Origin of the sequence: Variovorax sp. CAN15, from assembly GCF_030462475.1 — a bacterium.
Lineage (GTDB): Bacteria > Pseudomonadota > Gammaproteobacteria > Burkholderiales > Burkholderiaceae_C > Variovorax.
Window position 1 is genome coordinate 27,524 of sequence record NZ_JASMRZ010000028.1, and the last position, 22,457, is coordinate 49,980.

Below are 22,457 nucleotides of genomic sequence, written 5' to 3' on the forward strand. Positions count from 1 at the left end.
TTTCTTCTTGCGCGGTCAGGGCTTGGCGATCACCGCGCAGGCGATGCGCGGACCGGAGTTGCCCGACGGCTGGGTCGTGAAGTCGTCGGGGTCGCGGTGCACCACCAGCGCACGGCCGATCACGCTGTTGGCGGCGCCCGGGGTGAGCGAGATCGAGTGGTCTTCGAGGCTGAAACGCGCCACGCCGCTGGAATCGGCCCGAAGACTGGGCAGTTCGCCGGCATGGCTGCCCGGCGCGCCGAACTTGCCGTGCGTGCCGCCGGTCGGGTTGAAGTGGCCGCCCGAGGCGTTGCCGTTGTCGCCGCAGTCGCCCTTTTCGTGGATGTGGAAGCCGTGCTCGCTGCCCGGCACCAGGCCGCGCACCTCGCCCGCCACGCGCACGCCATGGTCGAGGGCGGTGAAGGTCACCGTGCCGCGCGTCGGGTTGGGCGTGATCGCGCCGGTCGGCACCAGCTCGACGGCGGAGCTGGGCTTGCCGCCCATGCTGCCGCAGGCGGCCAGGATGGCCGAGGCGAGGAGGGCAGAGCCGGTGGAGATGAGGCGACGATGGTTCATGTGTTTTCCTTGTTGGATCCGGAAGGTTGGGAAGAAGACTTGTCTGCCGACACCGGAACATATACCGGAGCGTGCGGCGCATCGCAATCAGCCGCGTTCTCCGACGGCAGTTGCTCCTTCGCCTCGGACAGCGCCACCAGCCGCGCCAGGGCCGCGTCGTGGATCGAGTGGCGCCGCAGCTCCATCAGCGTCTGCCGTGCATAGTCGAGCGAGCTGCCGTAGCGGCCGACAGCGTTCGCGAAGATGTGGCGGTAGCGTTCGTCGCTGAGCTCGCCAGTGAAGTTGGGGCTGCGCCTCGAGAGCGTGAACGCCAGGGCGCGCACCTCGCCTTCGGCCGTGCCGCAGCGCAGCCACCTGGGGTCGTACACGCCGGTGGGCATCTCTCGCAGCCAGAGCCGGCGCAGGGTCGCGAGGCCGTCCGCCTTGGGCACGCGGAACACCATGCCGCGGCAACTGCCGCCCGATAGCAGCCCGAACACCAGGCCTGGCGTCTGCACGCTGCCCCGGTTCACGCGGCTCCACATCTTCAGCGCCCGGTGCCAGCCACGCACCCACGCCTGGCGCCGCTCGACGAAGTCGAACTCGGGCCGCCAGATCAGCGAGCCGTATCCGAAAAGCCAGAGGTCCTCGTGCCCGCCCCAGTCGGCGATGGCGCGCTCGAGCATCGGCTGCGGGTCGCGCAGGGGCGTGGGCATGGGGTCGAGTCCCGGCGGACCGGGGTTCGGCGCGGGCGCCGACACAGGGGTGTCGGCGCCCGCGCCTACAATTTCCTGATCATGGTTCACCGCACCATTATTTACCGGCCCCTTCCTTACGGAGCAAGACCCCCAATGAGCGACGACGACAGCCAGCAGAACTTCATCCTCGGATTCGTCATGGCGTTGATCGCCCTGGTGATCTTCTTCGTGGTGGGCATCGCGATCTGGCACAAGGGCCACAACCCGGGCGCCGCCAAGCCGGTAGCTGCCGCAGCGGCGACGATGCCCGTGCCGGCCTCCGCCGCCGCGCCCAAGGTGGCCGAAGTCACCGAGACGGTCACCGTCACCATCCCCGACGGCGCGAGCATCCGCGTGGTCGATGGCGTGGTGAACTTCTATTTCGCGACCGGCAGCGCCGACCTCGCACCGGGTGCCGCCGAGGCCCTGGCCGCGGTCATCAAGGGTGTGGAGAGCGGCCGCAAGGCGGTGGTCTCGGGCTTCCACGACACCACGGGTGATGCCGCCATCAACGAGCAGCTCGCGAAGAAGCGCGCGGAAACGGTGCGCGATGTGCTCGTGGGCCTGGGCGTTCCGGCCGCCAAGGTCGACCTGCAGAAGCCCGCCGTCACGGTCGGCACGGGCAACAACGCCGAGGCGCGCCGCGTCGAGGTCAAGCTGATCGACTGACAGCTACCTCGCCGCCAGACCAGGAAGCCCGGCCATGCCGGGCTTTTTTGTGCGTGGCGTCTTTCAGCTTGCGGATGGGTAAATTCGTATTGCCTCGCGCTCGGATTTCATCGGGCGGCCGCAGCTGACTTGTTACCATGGGCCTCCAGGCCCATAGTCGCCCGTGCGACAGCAGCAAGAGCCATCGATCCCCCATGAGCAGCAGCACCAACCCCACCGTACGCGACGTCACCGATCGCATCCGCGAGCGCAGCCAGCGGCTGCGCGGCGCATACCTCACCCGACTTGCCGAGATCCGTGCCCGCGACCGCGGCTCCGACCGCATGGGCTGCGCCAACGTGGCGCACGCCGTGGCCGGCATTCCGGCCAACGACAAGTTCCGCGTGGTGACCGAGCGCGCGCCCAACATAGGCATCGTCACCGCCTACAACGACATGCTCTCGGCCCACGCGCCGTACCAGGGCTACCCCGACATCATCAAGAAGGAGGCCCGCGGCCTCGGCGCCACCGCACAGGTGGCCGGCGGCGTGCCCGCCATGTGCGACGGCGTCACGCAGGGCACGCCCGGCATGGAGCTGAGCCTCTTCAGCCGCGACCTCATCGCCATGAGCACCGCCGTCGCGCTCACGCACGACATGTTCGACGCCGCGCTGATGCTCGGCGTGTGCGACAAGATCGTGCCCGGCCTGCTCATCGGCGCGCTGCACTTCGGCCACCTGCCCACCGTGTTCGTGCCGGCCGGGCCGATGCCCTCGGGCCTGTCGAATGGCGCCAAGTCGAAGGTGCGCGAGCAGGCGGCCCAGGGCCTCGTGGGCCGCCAGGGCCTGCTCGACGCCGAGATGGCGGCCTATCACACGCTCGGCACCTGCACTTTCTACGGCACCGCCAACAGCAACCAGATGCTGCTGGAGGCCATGGGCCTGCACGTGCCCGGCACGGCCTTCATCCAGCCGGGCGACGCGATGCGCGAGACGCTCACCCGTGAGGCCGTGCGCACGGTGCTGGGCAAGGCGGGCGAAACCACATTCGGCTGCCCCCCGATCGGCGTGATGGTGGACGAGCGCTGCATCGTCAACGCCATGGTCGCGCTGCTCGCCACGGGCGGCTCCACCAACCACCTGATCCACTGGGTGGCCGTGGCGCGCGCCGCGGGCATCGTGATCGACTGGGACGACTTCTCGAAGCTCTCCGACGTGGTGCCGCTGCTGAGCCGCGTTTATCCCAACGGCAGCGCCGACGTGAACGAATTCCAGGCCTCGGGCGGCCCCGGCTTCGTGATCGGCGAGCTGGTCGAGGCCGGCCTCATGCATGCCGACGTGCTGACGGTGCGCTCGGGCGGCATCCGCGAATTCGCGAACATTCCCTCGCTGGCGAGCGGTCCGGATGAGAAGCGCCTGCAATGGACTCCCGCCGCGCCGCTGAAGAACGAGGCCGTCACCCGCACCGTCGACAGCCCCTTCAGCGCCACCGGCGGCCTCAAATTGCTGAGCGGCAACCTGGGCCGCAGCGTCATCAAGGTGTCCTCGGTGCCTGATGACCGCCACGTCATCGAGGCGCCCGCGCGCGTCTTCGATTCGCAGGCCGCGCTGCAGAAGGCATTCACCGCCGGCGAACTGGAGCGCGACGTGGTCTGCGTGGTGCGCTGGCAGGGCCCGCAGGCCAACGGCATGCCCGAGCTGCACAAGCTCACGCCGCCGCTGTCGGTGCTGCAGGGCAAGGGATTCCGCGTGGCGCTGGTCACCGACGGTCGCATGAGCGGCGCGTCGGGCAAGATCCCGGCCGCCATTCACGTTTCGCCCGAAGCCGCCGCCGGCGGGCCGCTGGCCAAGGTGCGCGACGGCGACCTGATCCGCCTCGATGCCGTCGCGGGTACGCTCGCCGTGTTGCTGCCCGACGACGAATGGGCCGCGCGCGAGGTCGCCACCATGTCCGAGGCGCAGCGCATCGCCGACGGACACGGCCTCGGCCGCGAGCTGTTCGCAGGCATGCGCCGCAATGCACTGACCGCCGAAGAGGGCGCCTGCTCCTGGCTGTGACCAGGGGCGGCTTCTTCCCCGAAGGCGATGCGCAAGTAACCAATTGGAGCCAGGAAATGACTGAAAAACTCACCCCCCTCGATGTGATGCGCGACGCCCCGGTCATTCCGGTCATCGTGCTCAACGATGTGAAAGACGCCGTCCCGCTCGCGCGCGCCCTGGTGGCCGGCGGCATCCGCATGCTCGAGGTCACGCTGCGCACGCCGCAGGCACTGCAGTGCATCGAGGTCATCGCCAAGGATGTGCCCGAGGCCGTGGCCGGCGCCGGCACCATCCGCAGCGCCGCCGACGCACAGGCCGCGGCACTGGCCGGCGCCAGGTTCGGCGTGAGCCCGGGCTATACGCGCTCGGTCGGCAAGGCCTGCCACGACATCGGCCTGCCGCTCTTGCCCGGCGTGGCCACCGGCAGCGAGATCATGACGGCGCAGGAAGACGGCTACACCCAGCTGAAGTTCTTCCCCGCGCTGCAGGCCGGCGGCCTGCCGATGCTCAAGGCCTGGCAGGGCCCGTTCGGCGATGTCAGCTTCTGCCCGACCGGCGGCATCCACGCCGGCAACGCGGCTGAGTTCCTCGCGCTGTCGAACGTGGCCTGTGTGGGCGGTTCGTGGATCGTGCCGACCGACGCGATCCGCGATGGCGACTGGACCCGCATCGAGCAGCTGGCACGCGCCGCCAGCCAGCTGGCGCGCTGAGCTTTGTTGCCATGAGCAGCGCTGATTTCGATGCGAGCGATCTCAGGGTCATCGCGTTCGACGTCTTCGGCACGGTAGTCGACTGGCACAGCGGCATCGCCGCCGAGGTCGAGCGCGTGTTCCCTGGCGTGGACGGCGCGGCCTTCGCGCTCGCATGGCGCGCCGGCTACCAGCCGGCCATGAAAGCGGTGATGGAGCGCATCGCGGCGGGCGAGGGCGGCTTCACGCTGCTCGACGAGCTGCACCTGAGCATGCTCGACCAGGTGCTGCACGACTTCAGCCTGGCCGACCAGATCGACAGCGCCACCAGGCGCGACCTGAGCCGCGCCTGGCACCGCTTGCCGGCCTGGCCCGACTCGGCGCAGGGCCTCTCGCGGCTGAAGAAGAAGTTCACCATCTGCACGCTGTCGAACGGCAACATCGGCCTGCTCACCGAGATGGCCAAGCGCGCCGGCCTCCCCTGGGACTGCATCCTGTCGGCCGAAGTGTTCAAGGCCTACAAGCCCGATCCGCGCACCTACCTCGGCGTGGCGGGCGTGTTCGACGCGACGCCTGGCCAGGTGATGCTGGCCGCCGCGCACCACGACGACCTCGCGGCCGCGCGCACCTGCGGGTTGAAGACGGCGTACATCGAGCGTCCGCACGAATTCGGCCAGGCCCGGCCGAAGGACGTGTCGCCGCAGCCGGACAACAACCTGCACGCGCGCGACATCGACCATCTGGCTGACCTGCTGGGCTGCTGATCAGTCGCCCAGCAGCTTCTCCACCGTGCGCAGGTTGCGCGTCGTGGTGCTCGATTTGTAGCGCGTCTTGCCGAGCAGCTTGGCCACTGGCGTCTCCAGGCTCTCGCCGCGCGGGCATTGCCAGTACAGCACGCCCTTGCCGCGTTCGAGTCTTTCTGTATCGGCATCGACCGTGCCGGCCTTTTCCATGATCTCGTCGAGCATCGCCTTGTCGGAGCCGAACACGACGTACGGATGGCGCTCTTCGTCGATGCGCTCGAAGGGGTAGGCCGCGGCCATGTCGGCGACGGTCTTCTGCGTGAGCAGCACGATCCACGCGTCGTAGCCGAAGCGCTTGCGCAGCGCCTGCTCGATGCGGGTGCGCAGTGCTGCGGCGTCGCTCTCGGTGGTGTCGAACAGCACATTGCCGCTGGCGAGCACGGTGCGCACCGCGCCGAAGCCCAGTTCGACGAAGAGCGCCTTGAGCTCCGCACTCTTGATCGTGATGCCGTTGACGTTCACGCCGCGCAGCAGCGCGACATGGCGTGTTGCCGTGGCGGCGTGCTTCTTCGCGGTTGCCATGGCGTATTCGGCGCCGGGGCTCTCAGCGCAGGCCGCCGCCGGTGGCCTTCTCGTCGCGCTGGATGAGTTCCACCTTGTAGCCGTCGGGGTCGGTGACGAAGGCGATCACGGTGGTGCCGCCCTTGACCGGGCCGGCCTCGCGCGTCACGTTACCGCCGGCGGCCTTGATCTTCTCGCAGGCCGCGTAGGCGTCGGGCACGCCGAGAGCGATGTGGCCGTAGGCGGTGCCGAGCTCGTAGCTCTCGGTGCCCCAGTTGTAGGTGAGCTCGATCTCGGCCTGGTCGGGGTTGCCGTTGCCGTAGCCGATGAAGGCGAGGCTGTACTTGTACTCGGGGTTTTCGGAAGTGCGCAGCAGGTTCATGCCGAGCACCTTGGTGTAGAAGTCGATGGAGCGCTGCAGGTTGCCGACGCGCAGCATGGTGTGGAGGAGTCGCATCTCGTGGTGCCTTGTTTGTAGTTGTGGGGAGGGAAGCCCGCTATTGTGGGCCTGCGGGCGCTGCGATCAAGCCGCCAGCGTCAGAAGGTGGGCCTGGTGGCGCTTCAGGAATTCCATCAGGTGCTGCGGATACTCCGGAACCACGGCATTGCGCACGCTCGGGCGGGCGGCCAGCGCCTTGCGCCATGCATCGACTTTGGGCAGGGCGTCGAAGATGTGCGAGTCGCTGATCGCGTCGAACACTTCGAAGTAGCGGAACACCGGCGCGAAGACCGCGTCGACGAGGCTGAAACTGCCGCCCGCGAAGTAGGGGCCTTCGCCCAGCGCTGCCTCCACGCGCTGGAACTTGGCGAGCAGCGCCTGCCGCTTCTGCTCGAACACCGTTGCGTCCTGCGTGGTCTCGTAGCCCCAGAGGTCGCCAAGGATGGCCGAGCCGAACTCCATCCATGCGCGGTGCTCCGCGCGGGTGAGCGGGTCTTCGGGGTGCAGGCGCGCACCGGGCTGCGTTTCTTCCAGGTACTCGCAGATCACGTTGCTCTCGAACAGCACGGCCTCGCTGCCGTCGGGCCTGCGCACCTTCAGCAGCGGCACCTTGCCGAGCGGCGAGATGTCGAGAAACCACTGTGGCTTGCTGGCGAGGTCGATCACGATGCGCTCGAAGGGCACGTTCTTCTCATGCAGCGCGACCGCGGCGCGTTGCACGTACGGGCACAGCAAGTGGCTGACGAGGGTGAGGGATTGCTGGGACATGGGGCTCTCCTTTTTCTGGATCGGTTGTGTCTGGATCGCGGCGATTCTTCCGATCCCGAACAACCTTTTCCCGGAAAGCCCATTCGGAAAACGGGCCGCCTGTGCTAGGCCGGATCCACGGCTTCCGTATCTATCCAGTGCGTGATGCGCCCGCCATGCATCACGCCGATGCGATCGGCCATCGCATGCGCCTCGGCCTCGTTGTGCGTCACGAGAATGGCCGTCTGCCCAGCCTGCTTCAGGATGTCGCGCACCTCCACGGTCAGCCGTTCGCGCGTGCCGCCGTCGAGGTTGGAGAAGGGCTCGTCGAGCAGCAGCAGGGCGGGCGAGGGCGCGAGCGCACGGGCCAGCGCGATGCGCTGCTGCTGGCCGCCGGAGAGTTCGTGCGGATAGCGCTCGCCCGCATCCGCGAGGCCGACCAGCGCGAGCATTTCGGCCACGCGCGACTGCTGTTCGGCCCGGCCCAGCCGGCGCAGGCCGAAGGCCACGTTCCCGGCGGCCGGGAGGTGCGGGAACAGCGCGTACTCCTGGAACATCATCCCCACGCGCCGCTGCTCTGGCGGCAGGTGCTTCTGCGCGGACGACAGAAGCACCTCGCCGAGGCGGATCGTGCCGGCGCGCACCGGCTCGAAGCCCGCAATGGCGCGCAGCACCGTCGTCTTGCCGCAGCCGGAGGGGCCGAACAGGCAGGCGATGTCGCCCGCGTTCAGCGCCAGCGAGAAGCCGTCGACGACGGTGTGCAGGCCGCGCGGCGTGTCGTAGGCGAGGCTGATCGCGTCGAGATGCAGTGGAGAGCTCATGTCATGTCTTCTCGGGGCCCAGTGTGGCCGAAGGCGCGCCCAGCTGGTTGCGTGCCAGCAGCACCACGGGCAGCAGGCCGGCCAGCACGATGGCGAGCGCGGCGATCGCGCCTTCCTCGTACGTGCCGCGCGCGGCTTCGGCATACAGCCAGGTGGCGAGGGTGTCGAAGTTGGCGGGCCGCAGCAGCAGCGTGGCCGGCAGCTCCTTCATCGCGTCGACGAACACCAGCAGCGCGGCTGCCGCCATGGCGGGCCGAAGCAGCGGCAGGTGCACGCGGCGCAGCGTGCCGGCTGCTGTTTCTCCGAGCAGGCGCGAGGCCTGCTCGATGGCGGGCGGAATGCGCGAAAGGCCGGCCTCGATGCCGCCGACCGGCATCGCGAGAAAGCGGATCGCGCAGGCCACGACCAGCACCACGCCGCAGCTCATGAGCGGCAGGCCCTGCAGGCCGAAGGCCGTGGCCAGCGCCGAATCGAAGGCCAGAGCGGGCGTGAGCAGCCCGATGGCCAGCACCGTGCCGGGCACCGCGTAGCCCAGCGTTGCCGCGCGTGCCTGCCAGCGGGTACGGCCGGAGCCCGAACCCTGGCTGCGCGCCGCCCACGCGACGACCAGCCCTGCGGCCACTGCGACGGCGGTGACGCCAGTGGCCAGTGCCAGCGTATTGCCGAGACTCGCGACCAGCCCCTGCGAAATGCCGCCGCCCTGGCGCAGCCGCTTGGCGCTTTCCCAGACCAGATAGAGGGCAGGCGCTGCAAAGCCGATCAGCACCGGCAACGAGGCTGCGGCCGTCGCCGCCCAGCCCGCGGCACCGCGCAGGCGACGCGGCTGCACAGCACGCATGCGCTGTGCCGAGCCGAAGCGCTGGTGTCTGCGGCCGTTGCGCTCCAGCCAGACCAGCGCGATCGCCACGAACAGCATCGCGCAGGCGATCTGCGCGGCACCCGCGAGGTCGGAGCGCGTGATCCAGGTGGTGTAGACCGCGACCGTCAGCGTGTTCACGCCCAGGAATTCCGATGCGCCGATGTCGTTGAGCGTCTCGAGCAGCGCGAGGCTCAGCCCCACGGCCAGCGCAGGACGCGCCAGCGGCAGCGCCACGCGGAAGAAGGCGCCGCGCCGGCTCTCGCCGAGCATGCGCGCCGCTTCCATGAGATGCGCGGGCTGTGTCGCGAACATCGCGCGGGCCGTCATGTAGACGTACGGATAGAGCACGAAGCCCAGCACGAAGATCGCGCCCGGCATCGAGCGCAGGTCGGGCAGGCGGAACTGGCGCGGGCTGTCGAAGCCGAGCATCCAGCGGATCGCGCCCTGCACCGGGCCGATGGGGTGCAGCAGGTCGAGGTACGCGAAGGCGACGATGTAGGTCGGCATCGCCAATGGCAGCAGCAGCGCCCAGTGCAGCATGCCGCGGCCGGGGAAGTCGTGCGCCGTCACCAGCCAGGCGCAGCCTGTGCCGATCAGCAGCACCAGCGTGCCGACGCCCGCAAGCAGCACGGCGGTATTGAGTGCGGCCTGCGGCAGCACGTGCGCGAACAGCGGCCCCCAGTGGCCCAGGCCCGAGCCGAAGGCCAGCCACGCCAGCGTGAGCACTGGTGCAAGCACGCCGATGGCGATCAGCAAAGACGCGCAGCGCCACGCCGGGCCTGCGGCTTGCAGGCCTGCGTACCGACTGCCGATGTTCATGCGAAGCAAAAGGTGCCTATGCGCGCGCTCTGGGTTCCGCGAGGAACACCGTGGAACCGGCTTTGCCGGGCCACCGGTGTTGCCCCCGGAAGGGGGTGGCGAAGGCGGCACGCGGTGCGCTGCCTGGAGGGCGAGCCAAGCCTACTGGTCGAAGCCGACCTTGTCGACCAGGGCGCTGGCCTGCTTGCGGTACTTGGCGATTTCGGTCAGCGGCAGCGGGTCGACCTTCAGCTCGCCGATGGACTGGCCGATGATCGGGTCGAGCGCCACGCCCTTGCGCACCGGGTATTCGTAGTTGGCCTGCGCGTACAGGGCCTGCGCCGGCTCCGACACCAGGAACTCGAGCAACTTGACCGCGTTGGCGCGCTGCGGCGCGTTCTTCGCCACGGCCGCGCCGCTGATGTTGACGTGCGTGCCGCCGCTCTTCGCGTTGGCGAAGGTCGGGCGCACCACCTGGATGGCGTCGCCCCACTTGCGCGCGTCGGTGCCTTCCTTGGCGCTCTTCATCTGGCCGACGTAGTACGAGTTGGCCAGGCCGATGTCGCAGATGCCGCCGAGGATGTCGCGCGCCACGTCGCGGTCGCCGCCGGTGGCCTTGCGCGCCAGGTTGGCCTTGACGCCGCGCAGCCACTGCTCGGCCTTGGCTTCGCCGTCATGCGCGATCAGCGAGGCGACCAGCGCGGTGTTGTAGGGATGCTGGCCGGCGCGGATGCAGACCTTGCCCTTGTACTTGGGGTTGGCCAGGTCTTCGTAGCGGAAGCTGGTGATCGGCAGGCTCTTGTCCGCGTAGAGCACGCGGGCGCGCATCGAGAGCGAGAACCACTGGCCGTCGGCGCCGCGCAGGTTGGCGGGAATGGCCGATTCGAGCGCGGCCGACTTCACGGGCTGCGTCACGCCGCCGTCGACGAGGTCCATGAGGTTGCCGATGTCCACCGTCATCAGCACGTCGGCGGGCGAGCGCGCGCCTTCGGCCTTGACGCGCTCCAGCAGGCCATCTTTCACGAAGACGGTGTTGACCTTGATGTTGCTCTGGGCGCTGAAGGCCGAGATGAGCGGCTGGATCAGCGCCGGTTCGCGCGTCGTGTAGAGCGTGAGTTCTTCGGCGGCCTGGGCGGGCAGGGCGGTTGCGGCCAGCCAGGCAGCGCCTGCGCCAAGCAGTGCGCGCGCGGCGCGGCCTCGGACGCGCGGGCGTTGTTCGGTCATGAGGATCCTCCAGGAGCGGGTTTTCTAGAAAGCTCCGGCGCCGGCGGCGGATGGTGCGCCACCGGCATCGCGTGTTGCGAGGGCCGGATGAGAATAATTATCACTGGCTGCCCTGGATCGCGACGCCTTTGGACTTACAGGTTGAAGGCTTACTTGAAGTGCTCTGGGTTTTTTGGCTTGCCAGAGACAGGCACGTTTCGTCAGCGATACCGATGCGCACCGCAAGAATCGACACGAAGAATGTCTCGCAACGTCCCCGCGGGCCGTTTTGCCCCAGCGATCAAGCACCGAAGAGAAATGTGACGGCGAAAAAGGCGACCGCCAGCGCAAAGGAGCCGACGATGGACATGGCGATGACGAATATGGTCGCGTAGCCAATGCGGCGCATCGGGCTCTCGGTGCTCGGGACGACATACCAGTAGATGAGCGCGGCCCACGCAATGATGAGCGCATTCAGCACGAAGAACTTTTCGTCTGCGTCCCAAGGAAAAGCAGTCCGCCCAAGGTACGCAATTGCTATCGAGAGCACGGGAACCGCCATTGCCCAAGCAATGACGTTGATCACTAACGGCCAAGGGCGCTTCATCGCAGTGCCTCACCCTTGAAGAAGTGCAGAGCCATGGGATTTTCCCAGCCCGGGGCTTGATAGCCTGCGACTTTGACATCAGGCACGTAGCCCATCACGCTTTTCAGTAGTGCCGCGAGGTAGGAACTGCTGTTGTATTCGCCGGGCCTCATACGAGAACCGAACACTTTGGCAGGGACGCTATACGGTGAAACGTAGCTCGCGAAGTTCTGCGCACGCTTGACCAATTCCAGCGCGAAGGTCTGTCGGCTCATGCCGCTCGGTGGATCCAAAGGAATCTTGACGATCACATCAGTCGGCAGGCTATTCGCATAGATATTGGTCCTGATCCGCAGAGCATTGCGCAAGCCAAGATTGCCGTAAGTAGGCTGACCATCGATCACCGTGATGCCGCTGTAAGCGCCCTGTATTGGCCAGATGTCCTAGCACGCCGGGCGCATGATATCGGCTCGCGCATCTGCCGCCATTTGGCTGAGAAAACGTTTTCACTGCATTCTTGAAGTTGGTGATAGGAGCCTGCCGCCGACGGCTTGATTTGCGTTGGAACTGGACGAGTTGCGTCTAATCTCCTGCTTGGAGAGGGGTGTCTTCAACCGGGAGATCGTGGTCAGGCACTTGCTCCCGGGCAACCGCAGCGAATGAATGCTCATTGACCGGGCATGCGCGGCGCGGCATGGACTTCTGCACTCTGTCCATCGCCCACATGCTGGATGCGCGCATCGAATCCTTCGCGTACCTGTTTCAACGCGTCGGCGGCACCTCGAAGACGAGGCAGGTGGTCGTGGCGTGCGCGTACAGCGTGCCATCTGGCCCGTAGAGGCGGGCCTCGGCGGTGGCGAGTTGCTTGCCGCAGTGGATCACCTTGCCTTCGGCGCGCACGCGCTGCACCTTGGGCGTGAGGCCCTTCACGTAGTTCACGCCCAGTTCTGCGGTGGTGTAGGCCCGGCCGGGCGGCATCATCGTGTGGACCGAGCAGCCCAGGGCGGAGTCGAGCATCGTCGCGACCCAGCCGCCGTGGATGGTGCCCAGCGGGTTCAGGTGCTGGGGCAGCGGCGTGCCCTGGAAGATGGCCACGCCCAGGCGCGCCTCGATGATCGTGAAATCCAGCGTCTTGGCGATGGCGGCGTAGGGAATGTCGCCGTTGAGCATCGCCTGCATGATCTCCAGGCCGGTCTTGTCGGCGATCTGGTCGGGGCGGGCGAGGCCGGGGCCCGGGCCGGCCTCGAGACGGCCGGTGATCTTCTGTTCCTCGGCGATCCATGCGTCGAGCTGGCTGGTGGCTTGTGTCATGCCTGTGTTCCTTCTGGGGGCTTTGTGCCGGGGTGTTGATTGCATATGCAATAGTTGCACATACAATAATAGCCTATGGACACTCCTGCCAAGCCACGCGGCTGCACCAGCTTCAAGGTGCGACAGCTTTCGCGACGCCTCTCGCAGCACTACGACGCCGAGGTTTCGCAAAGCGGGCTCAAGACCACGCAGTACTCGCTGCTGTCGCACCTCGCGCGGCTCGGTCCTTCGCGTCCCGTCGACCTGGCGGCCGAGCTCAAGATGACCGCCTCCACCCTGAGCCGCAATCTGCAGCCGCTGATCTCCGCGGGCTGGATCGCGCAGAGTGCCGGCGCCGATGCGCGCAGCCGGCTTGTGCAGCTCACCGAGGAAGGCGAGGTCAAGCGGCGCGAAGCTCTCGCGCACTGGAAGACCGCGCAGCAGAAGCTGAACGCGCTGCTGGGCGTCGAGCGCGTGCTCGCGCTGCACCTGCTGATCGACGAGGCCATGGAGCTGCTGGGCGGCGAGGAAGAGCACGCCAGCGACGACTGACCCCCTAGCTTTTTCTTCACCCACACCCAATCCGCTCATCGTGCGCCCAGCCGCGCGAGGGACTCGTTTCGCCGTTTTTTTCTTCTATTCAATTCCAACAGCAGAGGCCCCATGTTCGCCAACTCCGTTTCCGCATGGCTGCAGCGCCGCGGCATCCACTACGGCTGGATCGTCGCCGCCATCACCTTCCTCACCATGCTGACCATGTCGGCCGCGCTGGGCCTGCCGGGCGCCATGCTGCAACCGCTGGGCAAGGAGTTCGGCTGGAGCACCGAGCAGATATCCTCGGCACTGGCGCTGCGCTTCGCGCTCTTCGGGCTGATGGGGCCGTTCGCCGCCGTGCTGATGGAGCGCTACGGACTGCGCGCGGTGGTCTGCACCGGCCTCGCGCTCGTCGGGCTGGGCATGGCGCTGGTCACCATGGCCTCGCAGTTGTGGCAGCTCTTCGTTCTCTGGAGCCTGATGCTCGGCCTGGGCACCGGCATGACGGCGCTGGTGCTCGGCGCGGTGGTGGCCAACCGCTGGTTCGTCGCGCGGCGCGGGCTGGTGGTGGGCATGCTCACGGCCAGTTCGGCGACGGGGCAGCTGGCCTTCCTGCCGCTGGCGGCCTGGATGATCGAGCACTGGGGCTGGCGCTCGGCCATCGTGCCGATCGTGATCGGCACCATCCTCATCGGCCTGCTGGCGCTTCTGCTGATGCGCAACCGGCCCTCCGACGTCGGCCTGCTGCCCTACGGCGAAGTGCCCGGCACGCAGCCCGCCGCTCCCGCCACTGCAGCGCCCGCGATGAACTTCGCCACGCCCTTCCGCGTGCTGAAGGAAGTCTCGACCAACCGCACCTTCTGGGTTCTGGCAGGCACCTTCTTCATCTGCGGCCTGAGCACCAACGGGCTTGTGCAGACGCACTTCATCTCGCTGTGCGGCGACTACGGCATGAGCGCCGTGCCGGCTGCATCGGTGCTCGCGATGATGGGTGCCTTCGACTTCGTCGGCACGATCCTCTCGGGCTGGCTCTCCGACCGCTACGACAACCGCAAGCTGCTCTTCTGGTACTACGGCCTGCGCGGGCTGTCGCTCTTCTGGCTGCCACATTCCGAATTCACCATCTACGGCCTCGGCATCTTCGCGATGTTCTACGGCCTCGACTGGATCGCCACCGTGCCGCCGACCGTCAAGCTCGCCGGTGCGGCCTTCGGTCCGGCCAAGGTCGGCCTGGTCTTCGGCTGGGTCTTCGCCGCGCACCAGCTGGGCGCCGCCACGGCCGCCTACGGCGCGGGCTTTGCCCGCACGCTGCTGCTGACCTACACCCCGGCGCTCTACACCGCCGGCGCGGCCTGCCTGGTGGCTGCGCTGATCGTGATGGCCATCCGCCGCCCGGCCGCGAAGTCCGGCTCCCCGGCCACGCCCGCCGCGGCCCGTGCCTGAACCCGCCAAGGCTCCAGCCATGACCGCACCCCACGGCACCACCGAACTCGACCCGCGCACGCGCCGCCTGCTCGAGGCGCCCATCGTCCCCACGCTGCTGCGCCTGGCCGCGCCCAACGTGCTGGTGATGGTGGCGCAAGCCTGCGTCGGCCTCATAGAGACCTACTTCGTCGGCAAGCTCGGCACCGACGCGCTGGCCGGCATGGCGCTGGTGTTTCCCATCGTGATGCTGATGCAGATGACCTCCAGCGGCGCCATGGGCGGCGGCATCGCCTCGTCCATCGCCCGTGCGCTCGGCGCGCGCCGCCGCGACGACGCCGACGCGCTGGTGTGGCACGCCATCGTCATTGCGCTGGGCTTCGGCCTGTGCTTCACGCTGGCGCTGCTGCTGGGCGGGCGCTGGCTCTACGGTGTGATGGGCGGCACCGGGGCCGCGCTGGAGGCCGCGCTCACGTACTCCAACTGGGTGTTCGCGGGCGCGACGCTGGTGTGGCTCTTCAACTCGCTCGGCGCCATCATCCGCGGCACCGGCAACATGTCGGTGCCGGCGAACGTGACCGTGGTGGGGGTGGTGTTCCTCATCCCGGCCTCGCCGCTCTTGATCTTCGGCGTCGGGCCGCTGCCGGGCATGGGCATCGCGGGCGGCGCGATCGCGCTGCTGCTTTACTACCTGCTGGGCTCCATCGCGCTCATCGCCTACCTGCGCTCGCCGCGCAGCCTGTTGAAGCCCACGCTCGACGCGCTGAAGCTGCGCTGGCCGCTGTTCCGCGACATCCTGCGCATCGGGCTGGTGGGCGCGGTGTCGACGGTGGCAACCAATCTTTCCATCGGCATCGCCACCGCGCTGACCGGGCATTTCGGCTCGGGCGCGCTGGCCGGCTACGGCACGGCCTCGCGGCTCGAATACCTGCTGGTGCCGCTGGTCTTCGGCCTGGGCGCGCCGCTGGTGGCGATGGTCGGCACCTGCATGGGGGCAGGGCTGCGCGAGCGGGCCCTGCGCGCCACCTGGACCGGCGCGGCCCTGGCCTTCACGCTCACGGAGACGATCGGCCTCGCGGCGGCGCTGTTCCCGCGTCCGTGGCTGCTGCTGTTCGGCAATGACCCGGCGATGCTGGAGACCGGCGCGCACTACCTGCGCGTGGTCGGGCCGATGTACGGCCTCTTCGGCGTCGGGCTGGTCCTTTACTTCGCCTCGCAGGGCGCGGGCCGGCTGCTGTGGCCGATGCTCGGCAACATCGCGCGCCTGGCGGTAGCGGGCACCGGCGGCCTGCTTGCGTTGAAATGGGGCGCCGGGCTTACCGGCGTATTCACGGCACAGGGCGTGGCGCTGGCGGTGTACGGCATCGTGACCGCATCGGCGATCGCGGGCGGCGCCTGGTTCGGTCGCGTCGGATGGCCGCGCACCACCACCGGACTGCTGCGGCGCATGGCGCAGGCCTGAGATTCATCTGTTCATGCATCCTTCAACCAACGAAAGACTCATCATGAAAATCAAGGACTCCGTGGTCTTCATCACCGGCGCCAATCGCGGCCTCGGTCTCGCCTTCGCGAAGGCCGCGCTCGCCGCGGGCGCACGCAAGGTCTACGGTGCGGCGCGCGATCCCAGGAGCATCGACTTGCCCGGCGTGACGCCTGTGGCGCTCGACGTGACGCAGCCCACGCAGATCGAGGCGGCCGTGCGTGCCTGTGGCGACGTGACGGTGCTGGTCAACAACGCGGGCATCTCGCGCGGCTCGAGTTTCCTGGGCTCGCCCGATGCAGTGGCTGCGGCGCGCGCCGAGTTCGAGACCAACTTCTTCGGCCCCTGGGCGATCACGCAGGCCTTTGCGCCGGTGCTCGCGGCCAACGGCGGCGGGGGCGTGATCAACGTGCTGTCGGCGCTGGCATGGACCACCTTCCCGAGCGTGGCGACCTACAGCGCGACCAAGTCGGCTGCATGGTCGCTGAGCAACGGGCTGCGCAACGAACTGGCCGGGCAGGGCACGCAGGTCACGAGCCTGCACGTGGGCTACATGGACACCGATATGACATCGCACATCCAGGGCCCGCCCAAAGCCGCTCCGGACGACGTGGCGCACCAGGCGCTGTCCGGCTTCGAAGCGGGCCAGGCCGAGGTGCTGGCGGACGAGACTTCGCGGCAGCTCAAGCAGGGCCTGTCGAGCGTGACGCCGCCCTATGCGAACGTGCCCCAGGCCGACTGAACGAGCAACCCGGGCGCGGGGCCCGGGTCTCGATCATCCCGATCAGTAGCGATAGGGGTTGTTGGGACGGCGGTCGTAACGGTTGGGCACACCGTCGCCGTCGTTGTCGCGGCGGCCATAGCGGCGGCGATCGTCCCAGCGGCGGTCGTAGTGATGGCCATGGCGGTAGCCGGGGCCGTAGTAGTGGCGCGGCGGAGGCGGCGGCGGCGCGTAGTAGCGGCGCGGCGGAGGCGGTGCCGGCACGACGTACACCTGCGCCTGGATGAACGAGCCGCCCGTCTGTGCCTGGGCGGGTGCGCTGATGGCGGCCAGCGAGAGCAGGGCCGCGGCGCCGAATGCGAAAGTAAGCTTTTTCATCTGATCCCCCGGTTGTGAATTGGAAGCCTCATCCTCGCGGCCTTTTGTTAAGTTCGTGTAAGGCTCGAGCGAAATCGGATGAAGAGCTGTAAGCCGGTGCGCGCCGAGCGCCGCACTGGCAAGACACAATTGTGAAGGGACTTTGCTCCGCGGAACGTTCCCGCGGAGTAGGCCATCGGCTCTATCGGCCGAAGGCTCAGCCGCGCGGTGCGGGCAGCAGGCGGCGCAGGGCCTCGAAGAACAGGTCGGACTGCTCGCGCTCGCCCTGGATCTGCGCCGCCACATGGGCGGCCAGCTTCGGGTCCACGGGCGCCAGCGGGCGGCCGGTCGACTGCGCGATCACCTGGTGCAGGCAGGCGCGCTCCAGGTAGTAGAGATCGTCGTAGGCATGGGCGATGGAGCCACCGGCCACGATCACGCCGTGGTTCGCGAGAAAGGCCACGTCCTTGCCGGCCATCGCGCGGGCGATGCGCTCGCCCTCGGCGTCGTCGAGTGCGAGGCCGTTGTACTCGGCGTCGATGGCGATGCGGTTCATGTAGCGCATCGCGTTCTGGCTCGCGGTCGGGTCGAGCGCGCGGTCGACCGTGATCGTGAGCGCCGTGGCGTAGGGCATGTGGCAGTGCAGCACCACCGCGTGACCGGTGAGCCGGTGCACTGCGCCGTGGATGAAGAGGGCGGTCGGCTCCACGCGGTGGCGGCCCGCCAGCACCTCGCCGTGCACGTCGATCAGCACGATGTCGTCGGGGCCGATCTCGCTCCAGTGCAAGCCGCGCGGGTTGATGAGATAGCGGTCCTGCGCGCCCGGCAGCATCACGCTGAAGTGGTTGCAGACGCCTTCCGACAGTCCGTGATGGTCGGCGGCGCGCAGGGCGAGGGCGAGGTCTTCGCGCAGCTTGCGCACGGCGGGGCTGGCGTAGAGGGAATCGGCAGACATCGGTGAGGGTCTCCTTTTCTTCTTGGGGATGGTCAGGCGAGCGTGAGGCCTTGCCAGGCGGCAACGAACTTGCGTGCGTCCTCGCGCACCGCCGAAGCCTGCTTGCCCGGCTTGTAGAGCGAGGAACCGATGCCGAAGCCGGCGGCACCGGCCGCGCGCCACTCGGCCATGTTGGTGGGGGCGATGCCGCCCACGGGCATCACCGGCGTGCCGGCCGGCAGCACGGCCRGCAGGGCCTTCACCACGGCGGGCGAGGCAAGTTCGGCCGGGAACAGCTTGAGCCCCGTGGCACCGGCCGCGAGCGCGCCGAAGGCCTCGGTCGGCGTCATCACGCCGGGCAGGCACACCATGCCCAGCCGCACCGCCTCGGCGATGACTTCGGCATTGAAGTTGGGCGAGACGATCAGTTCGCCGCCCGCCGCATGCACCTCGCGCACCTGCCGCGCGCCGAGCACCGTGCCGGCGCCGACCAGCGCCTGCGGAAAGCGCTTGCGCATCAGCGCGATGCTTTCCAGCGGTTGCGGCGAATTCAGCGGCACTTCGAGCAGCCGGAATCCGGGCTCGACGATGGCGTCGCCGACGTCGCCCGCTTCGGCGGGCGTGAGGCCGCGCAGGATGGCCACCAGCGGCAGCTCGCGCATCGCGGCGTCGAATTTTTCTAGGGGGGTGGGAGCGCTCATGCGGGAATTCTGTCGGAGGAATCGAGAAAGCCGGACAGCGCGTGCAGTCCGGCCCAGGTGGCCTCGGCGCCCAGCGTACGCGTGGCTACGCCGGTGGCGCGCAGGGCCAGCGTGTAGCGCTCGGTGAGGTTGGACGAGCCGATCAGGATCACCTCGCCGGAAGCCTGCAGCGCCTGCGTGCGCAACTCCTCGCCGATCAGCAGGCCCGAGAGATAGCTCGACAGCTCCTGTTTGGGCATGCGCTCGAACAGCGCCAGCGTGCGGGTGCCGAAGGCGTTGTGCAGCAGGCCGTGTCCGTTCTCGGAGCGCGTCACGCCTTCGAGAAAGGCCGCTTCGTCGAGCGGCGCCGACGCATCGAGCGTGCGCGCCAGTATCGAATGCTGGCTCAGCAGCGCGTAGAACTCACCCGTCATGTAGGTGCGGAAGCCCGCGACGCGGCCCTTCTTCACCAAGGCCCACTTGTTGTGCGTGCCGGGCAGCACGAAGACACCTTCGCTCAGGCCGGTGAGCTCCATCGCGCCGAAGATCTGCACTTCCTCGCCGCGCATCACGTCGGGCACGCCGGCGTGCTCGTCGCTCAGGCCCGGCACGATTGCAATGCGCGCACCCGGAACGGCGTCGATGTCGATGATCCGGCGGCCCACTTCGACGCGGCCGGCGGGGCAGGCGCAGTAGGGCGCCTCCACCCAGCCCTGCTTGCTGCCGGCCATGCCGGAGATCAGGCAGCGTGCGCCTTCGAGGCGCATCCAGTCGCCGACGAGCTTGTCGAAGACGGCCGGAAAGCCGCCTTCGGGCACCGTGAGAATCCCGCGCGCATCGCTGCGCTCTTCGAGCACCTTGCCGCTGGTGTCCAGCAGCGCGCCGCGCAGTGAACTCGTGCCCCAGTCGATTGCTACCAGTCTTGTCATCTCAGTGATTGTCGCGCGGCACGAATGCCCCGCGGCGACCACGCAGGAAGGCCAGGTCAGCCCCTTGGTCAGCCTGCAAAACTGTATCGACGTACAACTTCCAGTAACCGGATTCCAGCGGCGCCTTGGGCGCGACCCACTTCTCGCGGCGCTTCGCGAGCTCTTCGTCGCTCACGTGCAGGTGCAGCTTGCGGTTGGGCACGTCGAGCTCGACGATGTCGCCGTCCTGCACCAGCGCCAGCGGGCCGCCCGCGGCCGCCTCGGGCGCGGTGTGCAGCACCACGGTGCCGTAGGCCGTGCCGCTCATGCGCGCGTCGCTGATGCGGACCATGTCGGTGATGCCCTTGCGCAGCACCTTCGGCGGCAGCGGCATGTTGCCGGCCTCGGCCATGCCGGGGTAGCCCTTCGGCCCGCAGTTCTTGAGCACCATGACGCAGTTCTCGTCGATGTCGAGGTTCTCGTCGTCGATGCGCTTGTGCAGGTCTTCGGCGCTCTCGAACACCACCGCGCGGCCCTTGTGCACCAGCAGCTCGGGCGTGGCCGCGCTGGGCTTGATGATGGCGCCGTTGGGCGCGAGGTTGCCGCGCAGCACGCAGATGCCGGCCTTGTCCTTGAAGGGCTCGGCCAGGGTGCGGATGACCTGCGGGTTGAAGTTCTCGGCGTCCTTCACGTTCTCCCACAGGCTCCGGCCCGTGGCGGTGATCACGTCCTTGTGCAGGTGCTCGGCAATCTCCTTGATGACCACGGGCAGGCCACCCGCGTAGCAGAAGTCTTCCATCAGGTACTGGCCCGACGGCTGCAGGTTGACCAGGCAGGGCAGCTCGGCGGCCAGGCGGTCGAAGTCGTCGAGCGTGAGTTCGACGCCCATGCGGCCCGCGATGGCAAGCAGGTGGATCACGAAGTTGGTCGAGCCGCCGATGGCCGCGTTGACCTTGATCGCGTTCTCGATGGCCTGGCGCGTGAGGATCTTCGACATGTTCATGTCCTCATGGACCATGCCGACGATGCGCCGGCCCGCCTGCCGCGCGAGCACGTTGCGCCGGCCGTCGACGGCGGGGTAGGCCGCGTTGCCCGGCAGGCCGATGCCCAGCGACTCGACCATGCTGGCCATGGTGCTCGCGGTGCCCATCGTCATGCAGTGCCCGTGGCTGCGGTGCATGCAGCTCTCGGCCTCGAAGAATTCCTGCAGCTTGAGCGTGCCCGCGCGCACCTGCTCGCTCATCTGCCATACGCCGGTGCCGGAGCCCAGCTCCTGGCCGCGCCACTTGCCCGAGAGCATCGGGCCGCCCGACACGCCGATGGTCGGCAGGTCGACGCTGGCCGCGCCCATCATCAGCGCGGGCGTGGTCTTGTCGCAGCCCATGAGCAGCACCACGCCGTCGAGCGGGTTGCCGCGGATGCTTTCTTCCACGTCCATGCTCGCAAGGTTGCGATACAGCATGGCTGTGGGGCGCAGCAGTGTCTCTCCGAGCGACATCACCGGGAACTCGAGCGGGAAGCCGCCTGCCTCATACACGCCGATCTTCACCTGCTCCGCGAGCGTGCGGAAGTGCGAGTTGCAGGGCGTGAGTTCGCTGAAGGTGTTGCAGATGCCGATGACCGGACGGCCATCGAACTGGTCGTGCGGCACACCCTTGCCTTTCATCCAGCTTCTGTAGATGAAGCCGTCGCGGTCGTTGCGGCCGAACCATTGCTGGCTGCGAAGTTCGCCTGGTTTTTTCTTGGGGATCGTGCTCATGGGGTTGTCTCCGAGTGCCGTTTTTTGTGATGACAAACCTCAGGGTTTGTCCTGCAGGGCTGCAGTTTCAATCATCATATGATAAGCGCGGACAGCCTGCCAGAGCCTTTGTTTTTTGGATCGGCGGGATACCGGAATTCACATCGCACATGATCAAGAACATCCACGGTCGAACGCTCGAGCTGCTCGGTGAAGCCGTGGTGTCGGGTCGTTATGCCATCGGCGCGTCGATACCCGCCGAGCCTGTTCTTGGCGAGGAACTCGGTGTGAGCCGCACCGTGGTGCGCGAGGCCATCAAGTCGCTGGCTGCCAAGGGACTCATCGTTACCGGGCCGAAGGTCGGCACGCGCGTGCTGCCCAAGGACAAGTGGAACTGGTTCGACCCCGACGTCATCACCTGGCAGGCACGTGCCGGCCTCACGCCCGAGTTCCTGCGCGACCTGCAGGACCTGCGCAGGGTGGTCGAGCCCGCGGCGGTGCGGCTGGCTGCGGAGAGGGCTGCCGAAGAAGACATCGACGAGATCGAGCGCGCCTATGCGGGCATGAAGGAAGCCGTGGAGAACGGCGGCGACTACGTCACCTTCGATCTGCGGTTCCATAACGGACTGCTGGCTGCCGCGCGCAACCGCATGCTCGCGCAGATGAGCAAGGTGCTCAACGCATTGCTGCGCACCAGCTTCGAGATATCGACCACCAAGCCCGACGGCCCGGCGCTGTCGCTGCCGCTGCATCGCGCGGTGCTGGACGCGGTGATCGCGCATGACCCGGACAGGGCGGAGCGCGCGATCATCCGCCTCATCGACGGTGCCCGCCAGGACATCGAGGACGTGTTGGGTTCGCGCCGCCGATTGCCGCGCCTGAGCCGCCCCCCGCCGCGGCTCAAGGCCGGCTAGCCATCCTGGCCCGCCTGCGGTCGTCGTCAGGTTTTTCACCCCACGCTCGCGCGCCGAGCAGATTCCACCCTAGAA

General features: G+C 68.1%; 25 protein-coding genes. 9 read left to right on the forward strand and 16 right to left on the reverse strand.

Going from position 1 to position 22,457, the window contains the following annotated elements; genetic code table 11:
* Window positions 1-15 precede the first annotated feature (15 nt).
* On the reverse strand, window positions 16-555 hold the full coding sequence (locus QMO14_RS18280; RefSeq protein WP_301508839.1) for a superoxide dismutase family protein: 540 nt from the start codon (window positions 553-555) through the stop codon (window positions 16-18).
* A complete protein-coding gene (locus tag QMO14_RS18285; protein WP_301508840.1) occupies window positions 552-1,250 on the reverse strand; it encodes a gamma-glutamylcyclotransferase in 699 nt (232 codons plus the stop codon). Before QMO14_RS18285 ends, QMO14_RS18280 begins: the two co-directional genes overlap by 4 nt.
* Window positions 1,251-1,385: 135 nt before the next feature.
* Between QMO14_RS18285 and QMO14_RS18290 the strand changes: the two genes are divergently transcribed.
* The 4 genes from QMO14_RS18290 to QMO14_RS18305 all read left to right on the forward strand — a co-directional run bounded on the left by QMO14_RS18290 (window position 1,386) and on the right by QMO14_RS18305 (window position 5,411).
* On the forward strand, window positions 1,386-1,940 hold the full coding sequence (locus QMO14_RS18290) for an OmpA family protein (protein WP_301508841.1): 555 nt from the start codon (window positions 1,386-1,388) through the stop codon (window positions 1,938-1,940).
* 194 nt (window positions 1,941-2,134) lie between these two features.
* Window positions 2,135-3,976 (forward strand): phosphogluconate dehydratase, encoded by a 1,842-nt coding sequence (gene edd / locus QMO14_RS18295; RefSeq protein ID WP_301508843.1) that lies wholly within the window; start codon window positions 2,135-2,137, stop codon window positions 3,974-3,976.
* Between the two features lie 56 nt (window positions 3,977-4,032).
* A complete protein-coding gene (gene eda, locus QMO14_RS18300; protein ID WP_301508844.1) occupies window positions 4,033-4,668 on the forward strand; it encodes a bifunctional 4-hydroxy-2-oxoglutarate aldolase/2-dehydro-3-deoxy-phosphogluconate aldolase in 636 nt (211 codons plus the stop codon).
* Between the two features lie 11 nt (window positions 4,669-4,679).
* Entirely contained in the window at window positions 4,680-5,411 is a 732-nt protein-coding gene (locus tag QMO14_RS18305) for a haloacid dehalogenase type II (protein WP_301508845.1), read from the forward strand.
* On the opposite strand, the gene QMO14_RS18310 is transcribed toward QMO14_RS18305, so the two are convergent.
* The 9 genes from QMO14_RS18310 to QMO14_RS18350 form a co-directional block, all read right to left on the reverse strand.
* The gene (locus tag QMO14_RS18310; protein ID WP_301508846.1) at window positions 5,412-5,972 is read right to left on the reverse strand and encodes a DUF1697 domain-containing protein; all 561 of its coding nucleotides are present in this window, start codon (window positions 5,970-5,972) and stop codon (window positions 5,412-5,414) included.
* A gap of 22 nt (window positions 5,973-5,994) precedes the next feature.
* Entirely contained in the window at window positions 5,995-6,408 is a 414-nt protein-coding gene (gene gloA / locus QMO14_RS18315; protein ID WP_301508847.1) for a lactoylglutathione lyase, read from the reverse strand.
* A 66-nt stretch (window positions 6,409-6,474) separates the two neighbouring features.
* Window positions 6,475-7,158 carry a glutathione S-transferase family protein gene (locus tag QMO14_RS18320; RefSeq protein WP_301508848.1) on the reverse strand — a complete coding sequence of 228 codons (684 nt, stop codon included), beginning with the start codon at window positions 7,156-7,158 and terminating at the stop codon, window positions 6,475-6,477.
* 104 nt (window positions 7,159-7,262) lie between these two features.
* Window positions 7,263-7,958 carry an ABC transporter ATP-binding protein gene (locus QMO14_RS18325; protein ID WP_301508850.1) on the reverse strand — a complete coding sequence of 232 codons (696 nt, stop codon included), beginning with the start codon at window positions 7,956-7,958 and terminating at the stop codon, window positions 7,263-7,265.
* 1 nt (window position 7,959) lies between these two features.
* On the reverse strand, window positions 7,960-9,636 hold the full coding sequence (locus QMO14_RS18330; protein ID WP_301508852.1) for an iron ABC transporter permease: 1,677 nt from the start codon (window positions 9,634-9,636) through the stop codon (window positions 7,960-7,962).
* A gap of 141 nt (window positions 9,637-9,777) precedes the next feature.
* Window positions 9,778-10,839 carry a Fe(3+) ABC transporter substrate-binding protein gene (locus QMO14_RS18335; RefSeq protein WP_301508854.1) on the reverse strand — a complete coding sequence of 354 codons (1,062 nt, stop codon included), beginning with the start codon at window positions 10,837-10,839 and terminating at the stop codon, window positions 9,778-9,780.
* 280 nt (window positions 10,840-11,119) lie between these two features.
* A complete protein-coding gene (locus QMO14_RS18340) occupies window positions 11,120-11,425 on the reverse strand; it encodes a hypothetical protein (protein ID WP_301508855.1) in 306 nt (101 codons plus the stop codon).
* The gene (locus QMO14_RS18345) at window positions 11,422-11,808 is read right to left on the reverse strand and encodes a hypothetical protein (protein WP_301508857.1); all 387 of its coding nucleotides are present in this window, start codon (window positions 11,806-11,808) and stop codon (window positions 11,422-11,424) included. Before QMO14_RS18345 ends, QMO14_RS18340 begins: the two co-directional genes overlap by 4 nt.
* A gap of 358 nt (window positions 11,809-12,166) precedes the next feature.
* Window positions 12,167-12,715, reverse strand: coding sequence for a PaaI family thioesterase (locus tag QMO14_RS18350; protein WP_301508858.1), 549 nt, complete (start codon window positions 12,713-12,715; stop codon window positions 12,167-12,169).
* 75 nt (window positions 12,716-12,790) lie between these two features.
* Between QMO14_RS18350 and QMO14_RS18355 the strand changes: the two genes are divergently transcribed.
* The 4 genes from QMO14_RS18355 (at window position 12,791) to QMO14_RS18370 (ending at window position 16,872) form a co-directional block, all read left to right on the forward strand.
* On the forward strand, window positions 12,791-13,246 hold the full coding sequence (locus tag QMO14_RS18355; protein WP_301508859.1) for a MarR family winged helix-turn-helix transcriptional regulator: 456 nt from the start codon (window positions 12,791-12,793) through the stop codon (window positions 13,244-13,246).
* 111 nt (window positions 13,247-13,357) lie between these two features.
* Window positions 13,358-14,671 carry an MFS transporter gene (locus QMO14_RS18360; protein WP_301508861.1) on the forward strand — a complete coding sequence of 438 codons (1,314 nt, stop codon included), beginning with the start codon at window positions 13,358-13,360 and terminating at the stop codon, window positions 14,669-14,671.
* A gap of 19 nt (window positions 14,672-14,690) precedes the next feature.
* Window positions 14,691-16,112, forward strand: a complete 1,422-nt coding sequence (locus QMO14_RS18365) for an MATE family efflux transporter (RefSeq protein WP_301508864.1) — start codon at window positions 14,691-14,693, stop codon at window positions 16,110-16,112.
* 43 nt (window positions 16,113-16,155) lie between these two features.
* Window positions 16,156-16,872, forward strand: coding sequence for an SDR family oxidoreductase (locus QMO14_RS18370; RefSeq protein ID WP_301508866.1), 717 nt, complete (start codon window positions 16,156-16,158; stop codon window positions 16,870-16,872).
* Between the two features lie 42 nt (window positions 16,873-16,914).
* Here QMO14_RS18370 and QMO14_RS18375 read toward each other — a convergent pair whose 3' ends face one another.
* From QMO14_RS18375 to QMO14_RS18395, 5 genes are all read right to left on the reverse strand, one after another.
* Window positions 16,915-17,229, reverse strand: coding sequence for a hypothetical protein (locus QMO14_RS18375; protein WP_301508868.1), 315 nt, complete (start codon window positions 17,227-17,229; stop codon window positions 16,915-16,917).
* Between the two features lie 196 nt (window positions 17,230-17,425).
* On the reverse strand, window positions 17,426-18,163 hold the full coding sequence (locus tag QMO14_RS18380; protein ID WP_301508869.1) for an aldolase: 738 nt from the start codon (window positions 18,161-18,163) through the stop codon (window positions 17,426-17,428).
* A gap of 32 nt (window positions 18,164-18,195) precedes the next feature.
* Window positions 18,196-18,843 (reverse strand): 2-dehydro-3-deoxy-6-phosphogalactonate aldolase, encoded by a 648-nt coding sequence (locus QMO14_RS18385; RefSeq protein ID WP_301508870.1) that lies wholly within the window; start codon window positions 18,841-18,843, stop codon window positions 18,196-18,198.
* Complete coding sequence (locus QMO14_RS18390; RefSeq protein ID WP_301508871.1) at window positions 18,840-19,751, reverse strand: 2-dehydro-3-deoxygalactonokinase; 912 nt, start codon at window positions 19,749-19,751, stop codon at window positions 18,840-18,842. Before QMO14_RS18390 ends, QMO14_RS18385 begins: the two co-directional genes overlap by 4 nt.
* 1 nt (window position 19,752) lies before the next feature.
* Complete coding sequence (locus QMO14_RS18395) at window positions 19,753-21,489, reverse strand: IlvD/Edd family dehydratase (protein WP_301508873.1); 1,737 nt, start codon at window positions 21,487-21,489, stop codon at window positions 19,753-19,755.
* Between the two features lie 149 nt (window positions 21,490-21,638).
* Between QMO14_RS18395 and QMO14_RS18400 the strand changes: the two genes are divergently transcribed.
* A complete protein-coding gene (locus QMO14_RS18400) occupies window positions 21,639-22,382 on the forward strand; it encodes a FadR/GntR family transcriptional regulator (protein ID WP_301508875.1) in 744 nt (247 codons plus the stop codon).
* Window positions 22,383-22,457: the final 75 nt, after the last annotated feature.

Bases quoted from the DNA above. Each gene is read 5' to 3' on its own strand.
- QMO14_RS18280 (WP_301508839.1), bottom strand. From the start codon at position 555: ATGAACCATCGTCGCCTCATCTCCACCGGCTCTGCCCTCCTCGCCTCG.
- QMO14_RS18285 (WP_301508840.1), bottom strand. From the start codon at position 1,250: ATGCCCACGCCCCTGCGCGACCCGCAGCCGATGCTCGAGCGCGCCATC.
- QMO14_RS18290 (WP_301508841.1), top strand. From the start codon at position 1,386: ATGAGCGACGACGACAGCCAGCAGAACTTCATCCTCGGATTCGTCATG.
- edd (WP_301508843.1), top strand. From the start codon at position 2,135: ATGAGCAGCAGCACCAACCCCACCGTACGCGACGTCACCGATCGCATC.
- eda (WP_301508844.1), top strand. From the start codon at position 4,033: ATGACTGAAAAACTCACCCCCCTCGATGTGATGCGCGACGCCCCGGTC.
- QMO14_RS18305 (WP_301508845.1), top strand. From the start codon at position 4,680: ATGAGCAGCGCTGATTTCGATGCGAGCGATCTCAGGGTCATCGCGTTC.
- QMO14_RS18310 (WP_301508846.1), bottom strand. From the start codon at position 5,972: ATGGCAACCGCGAAGAAGCACGCCGCCACGGCAACACGCCATGTCGCG.
- gloA (WP_301508847.1), bottom strand. From the start codon at position 6,408: ATGCGACTCCTCCACACCATGCTGCGCGTCGGCAACCTGCAGCGCTCC.
- QMO14_RS18320 (WP_301508848.1), bottom strand. From the start codon at position 7,158: ATGTCCCAGCAATCCCTCACCCTCGTCAGCCACTTGCTGTGCCCGTAC.
- QMO14_RS18325 (WP_301508850.1), bottom strand. From the start codon at position 7,958: ATGAGCTCTCCACTGCATCTCGACGCGATCAGCCTCGCCTACGACACG.
- QMO14_RS18330 (WP_301508852.1), bottom strand. From the start codon at position 9,636: ATGAACATCGGCAGTCGGTACGCAGGCCTGCAAGCCGCAGGCCCGGCG.
- QMO14_RS18335 (WP_301508854.1), bottom strand. From the start codon at position 10,839: ATGACCGAACAACGCCCGCGCGTCCGAGGCCGCGCCGCGCGCGCACTG.
- QMO14_RS18340 (WP_301508855.1), bottom strand. From the start codon at position 11,425: ATGAAGCGCCCTTGGCCGTTAGTGATCAACGTCATTGCTTGGGCAATG.
- QMO14_RS18350 (WP_301508858.1), bottom strand. From the start codon at position 12,715: ATGACACAAGCCACCAGCCAGCTCGACGCATGGATCGCCGAGGAACAG.
- QMO14_RS18355 (WP_301508859.1), top strand. From the start codon at position 12,791: ATGGACACTCCTGCCAAGCCACGCGGCTGCACCAGCTTCAAGGTGCGA.
- QMO14_RS18360 (WP_301508861.1), top strand. From the start codon at position 13,358: ATGTTCGCCAACTCCGTTTCCGCATGGCTGCAGCGCCGCGGCATCCAC.
- QMO14_RS18365 (WP_301508864.1), top strand. From the start codon at position 14,691: ATGACCGCACCCCACGGCACCACCGAACTCGACCCGCGCACGCGCCGC.
- QMO14_RS18370 (WP_301508866.1), top strand. From the start codon at position 16,156: ATGAAAATCAAGGACTCCGTGGTCTTCATCACCGGCGCCAATCGCGGC.
- QMO14_RS18375 (WP_301508868.1), bottom strand. From the start codon at position 17,229: ATGAAAAAGCTTACTTTCGCATTCGGCGCCGCGGCCCTGCTCTCGCTG.
- QMO14_RS18380 (WP_301508869.1), bottom strand. From the start codon at position 18,163: ATGTCTGCCGATTCCCTCTACGCCAGCCCCGCCGTGCGCAAGCTGCGC.
- QMO14_RS18390 (WP_301508871.1), bottom strand. From the start codon at position 19,751: ATGACAAGACTGGTAGCAATCGACTGGGGCACGAGTTCACTGCGCGGC.
- QMO14_RS18395 (WP_301508873.1), bottom strand. From the start codon at position 21,489: ATGAGCACGATCCCCAAGAAAAAACCAGGCGAACTTCGCAGCCAGCAA.
- QMO14_RS18400 (WP_301508875.1), top strand. From the start codon at position 21,639: ATGATCAAGAACATCCACGGTCGAACGCTCGAGCTGCTCGGTGAAGCC.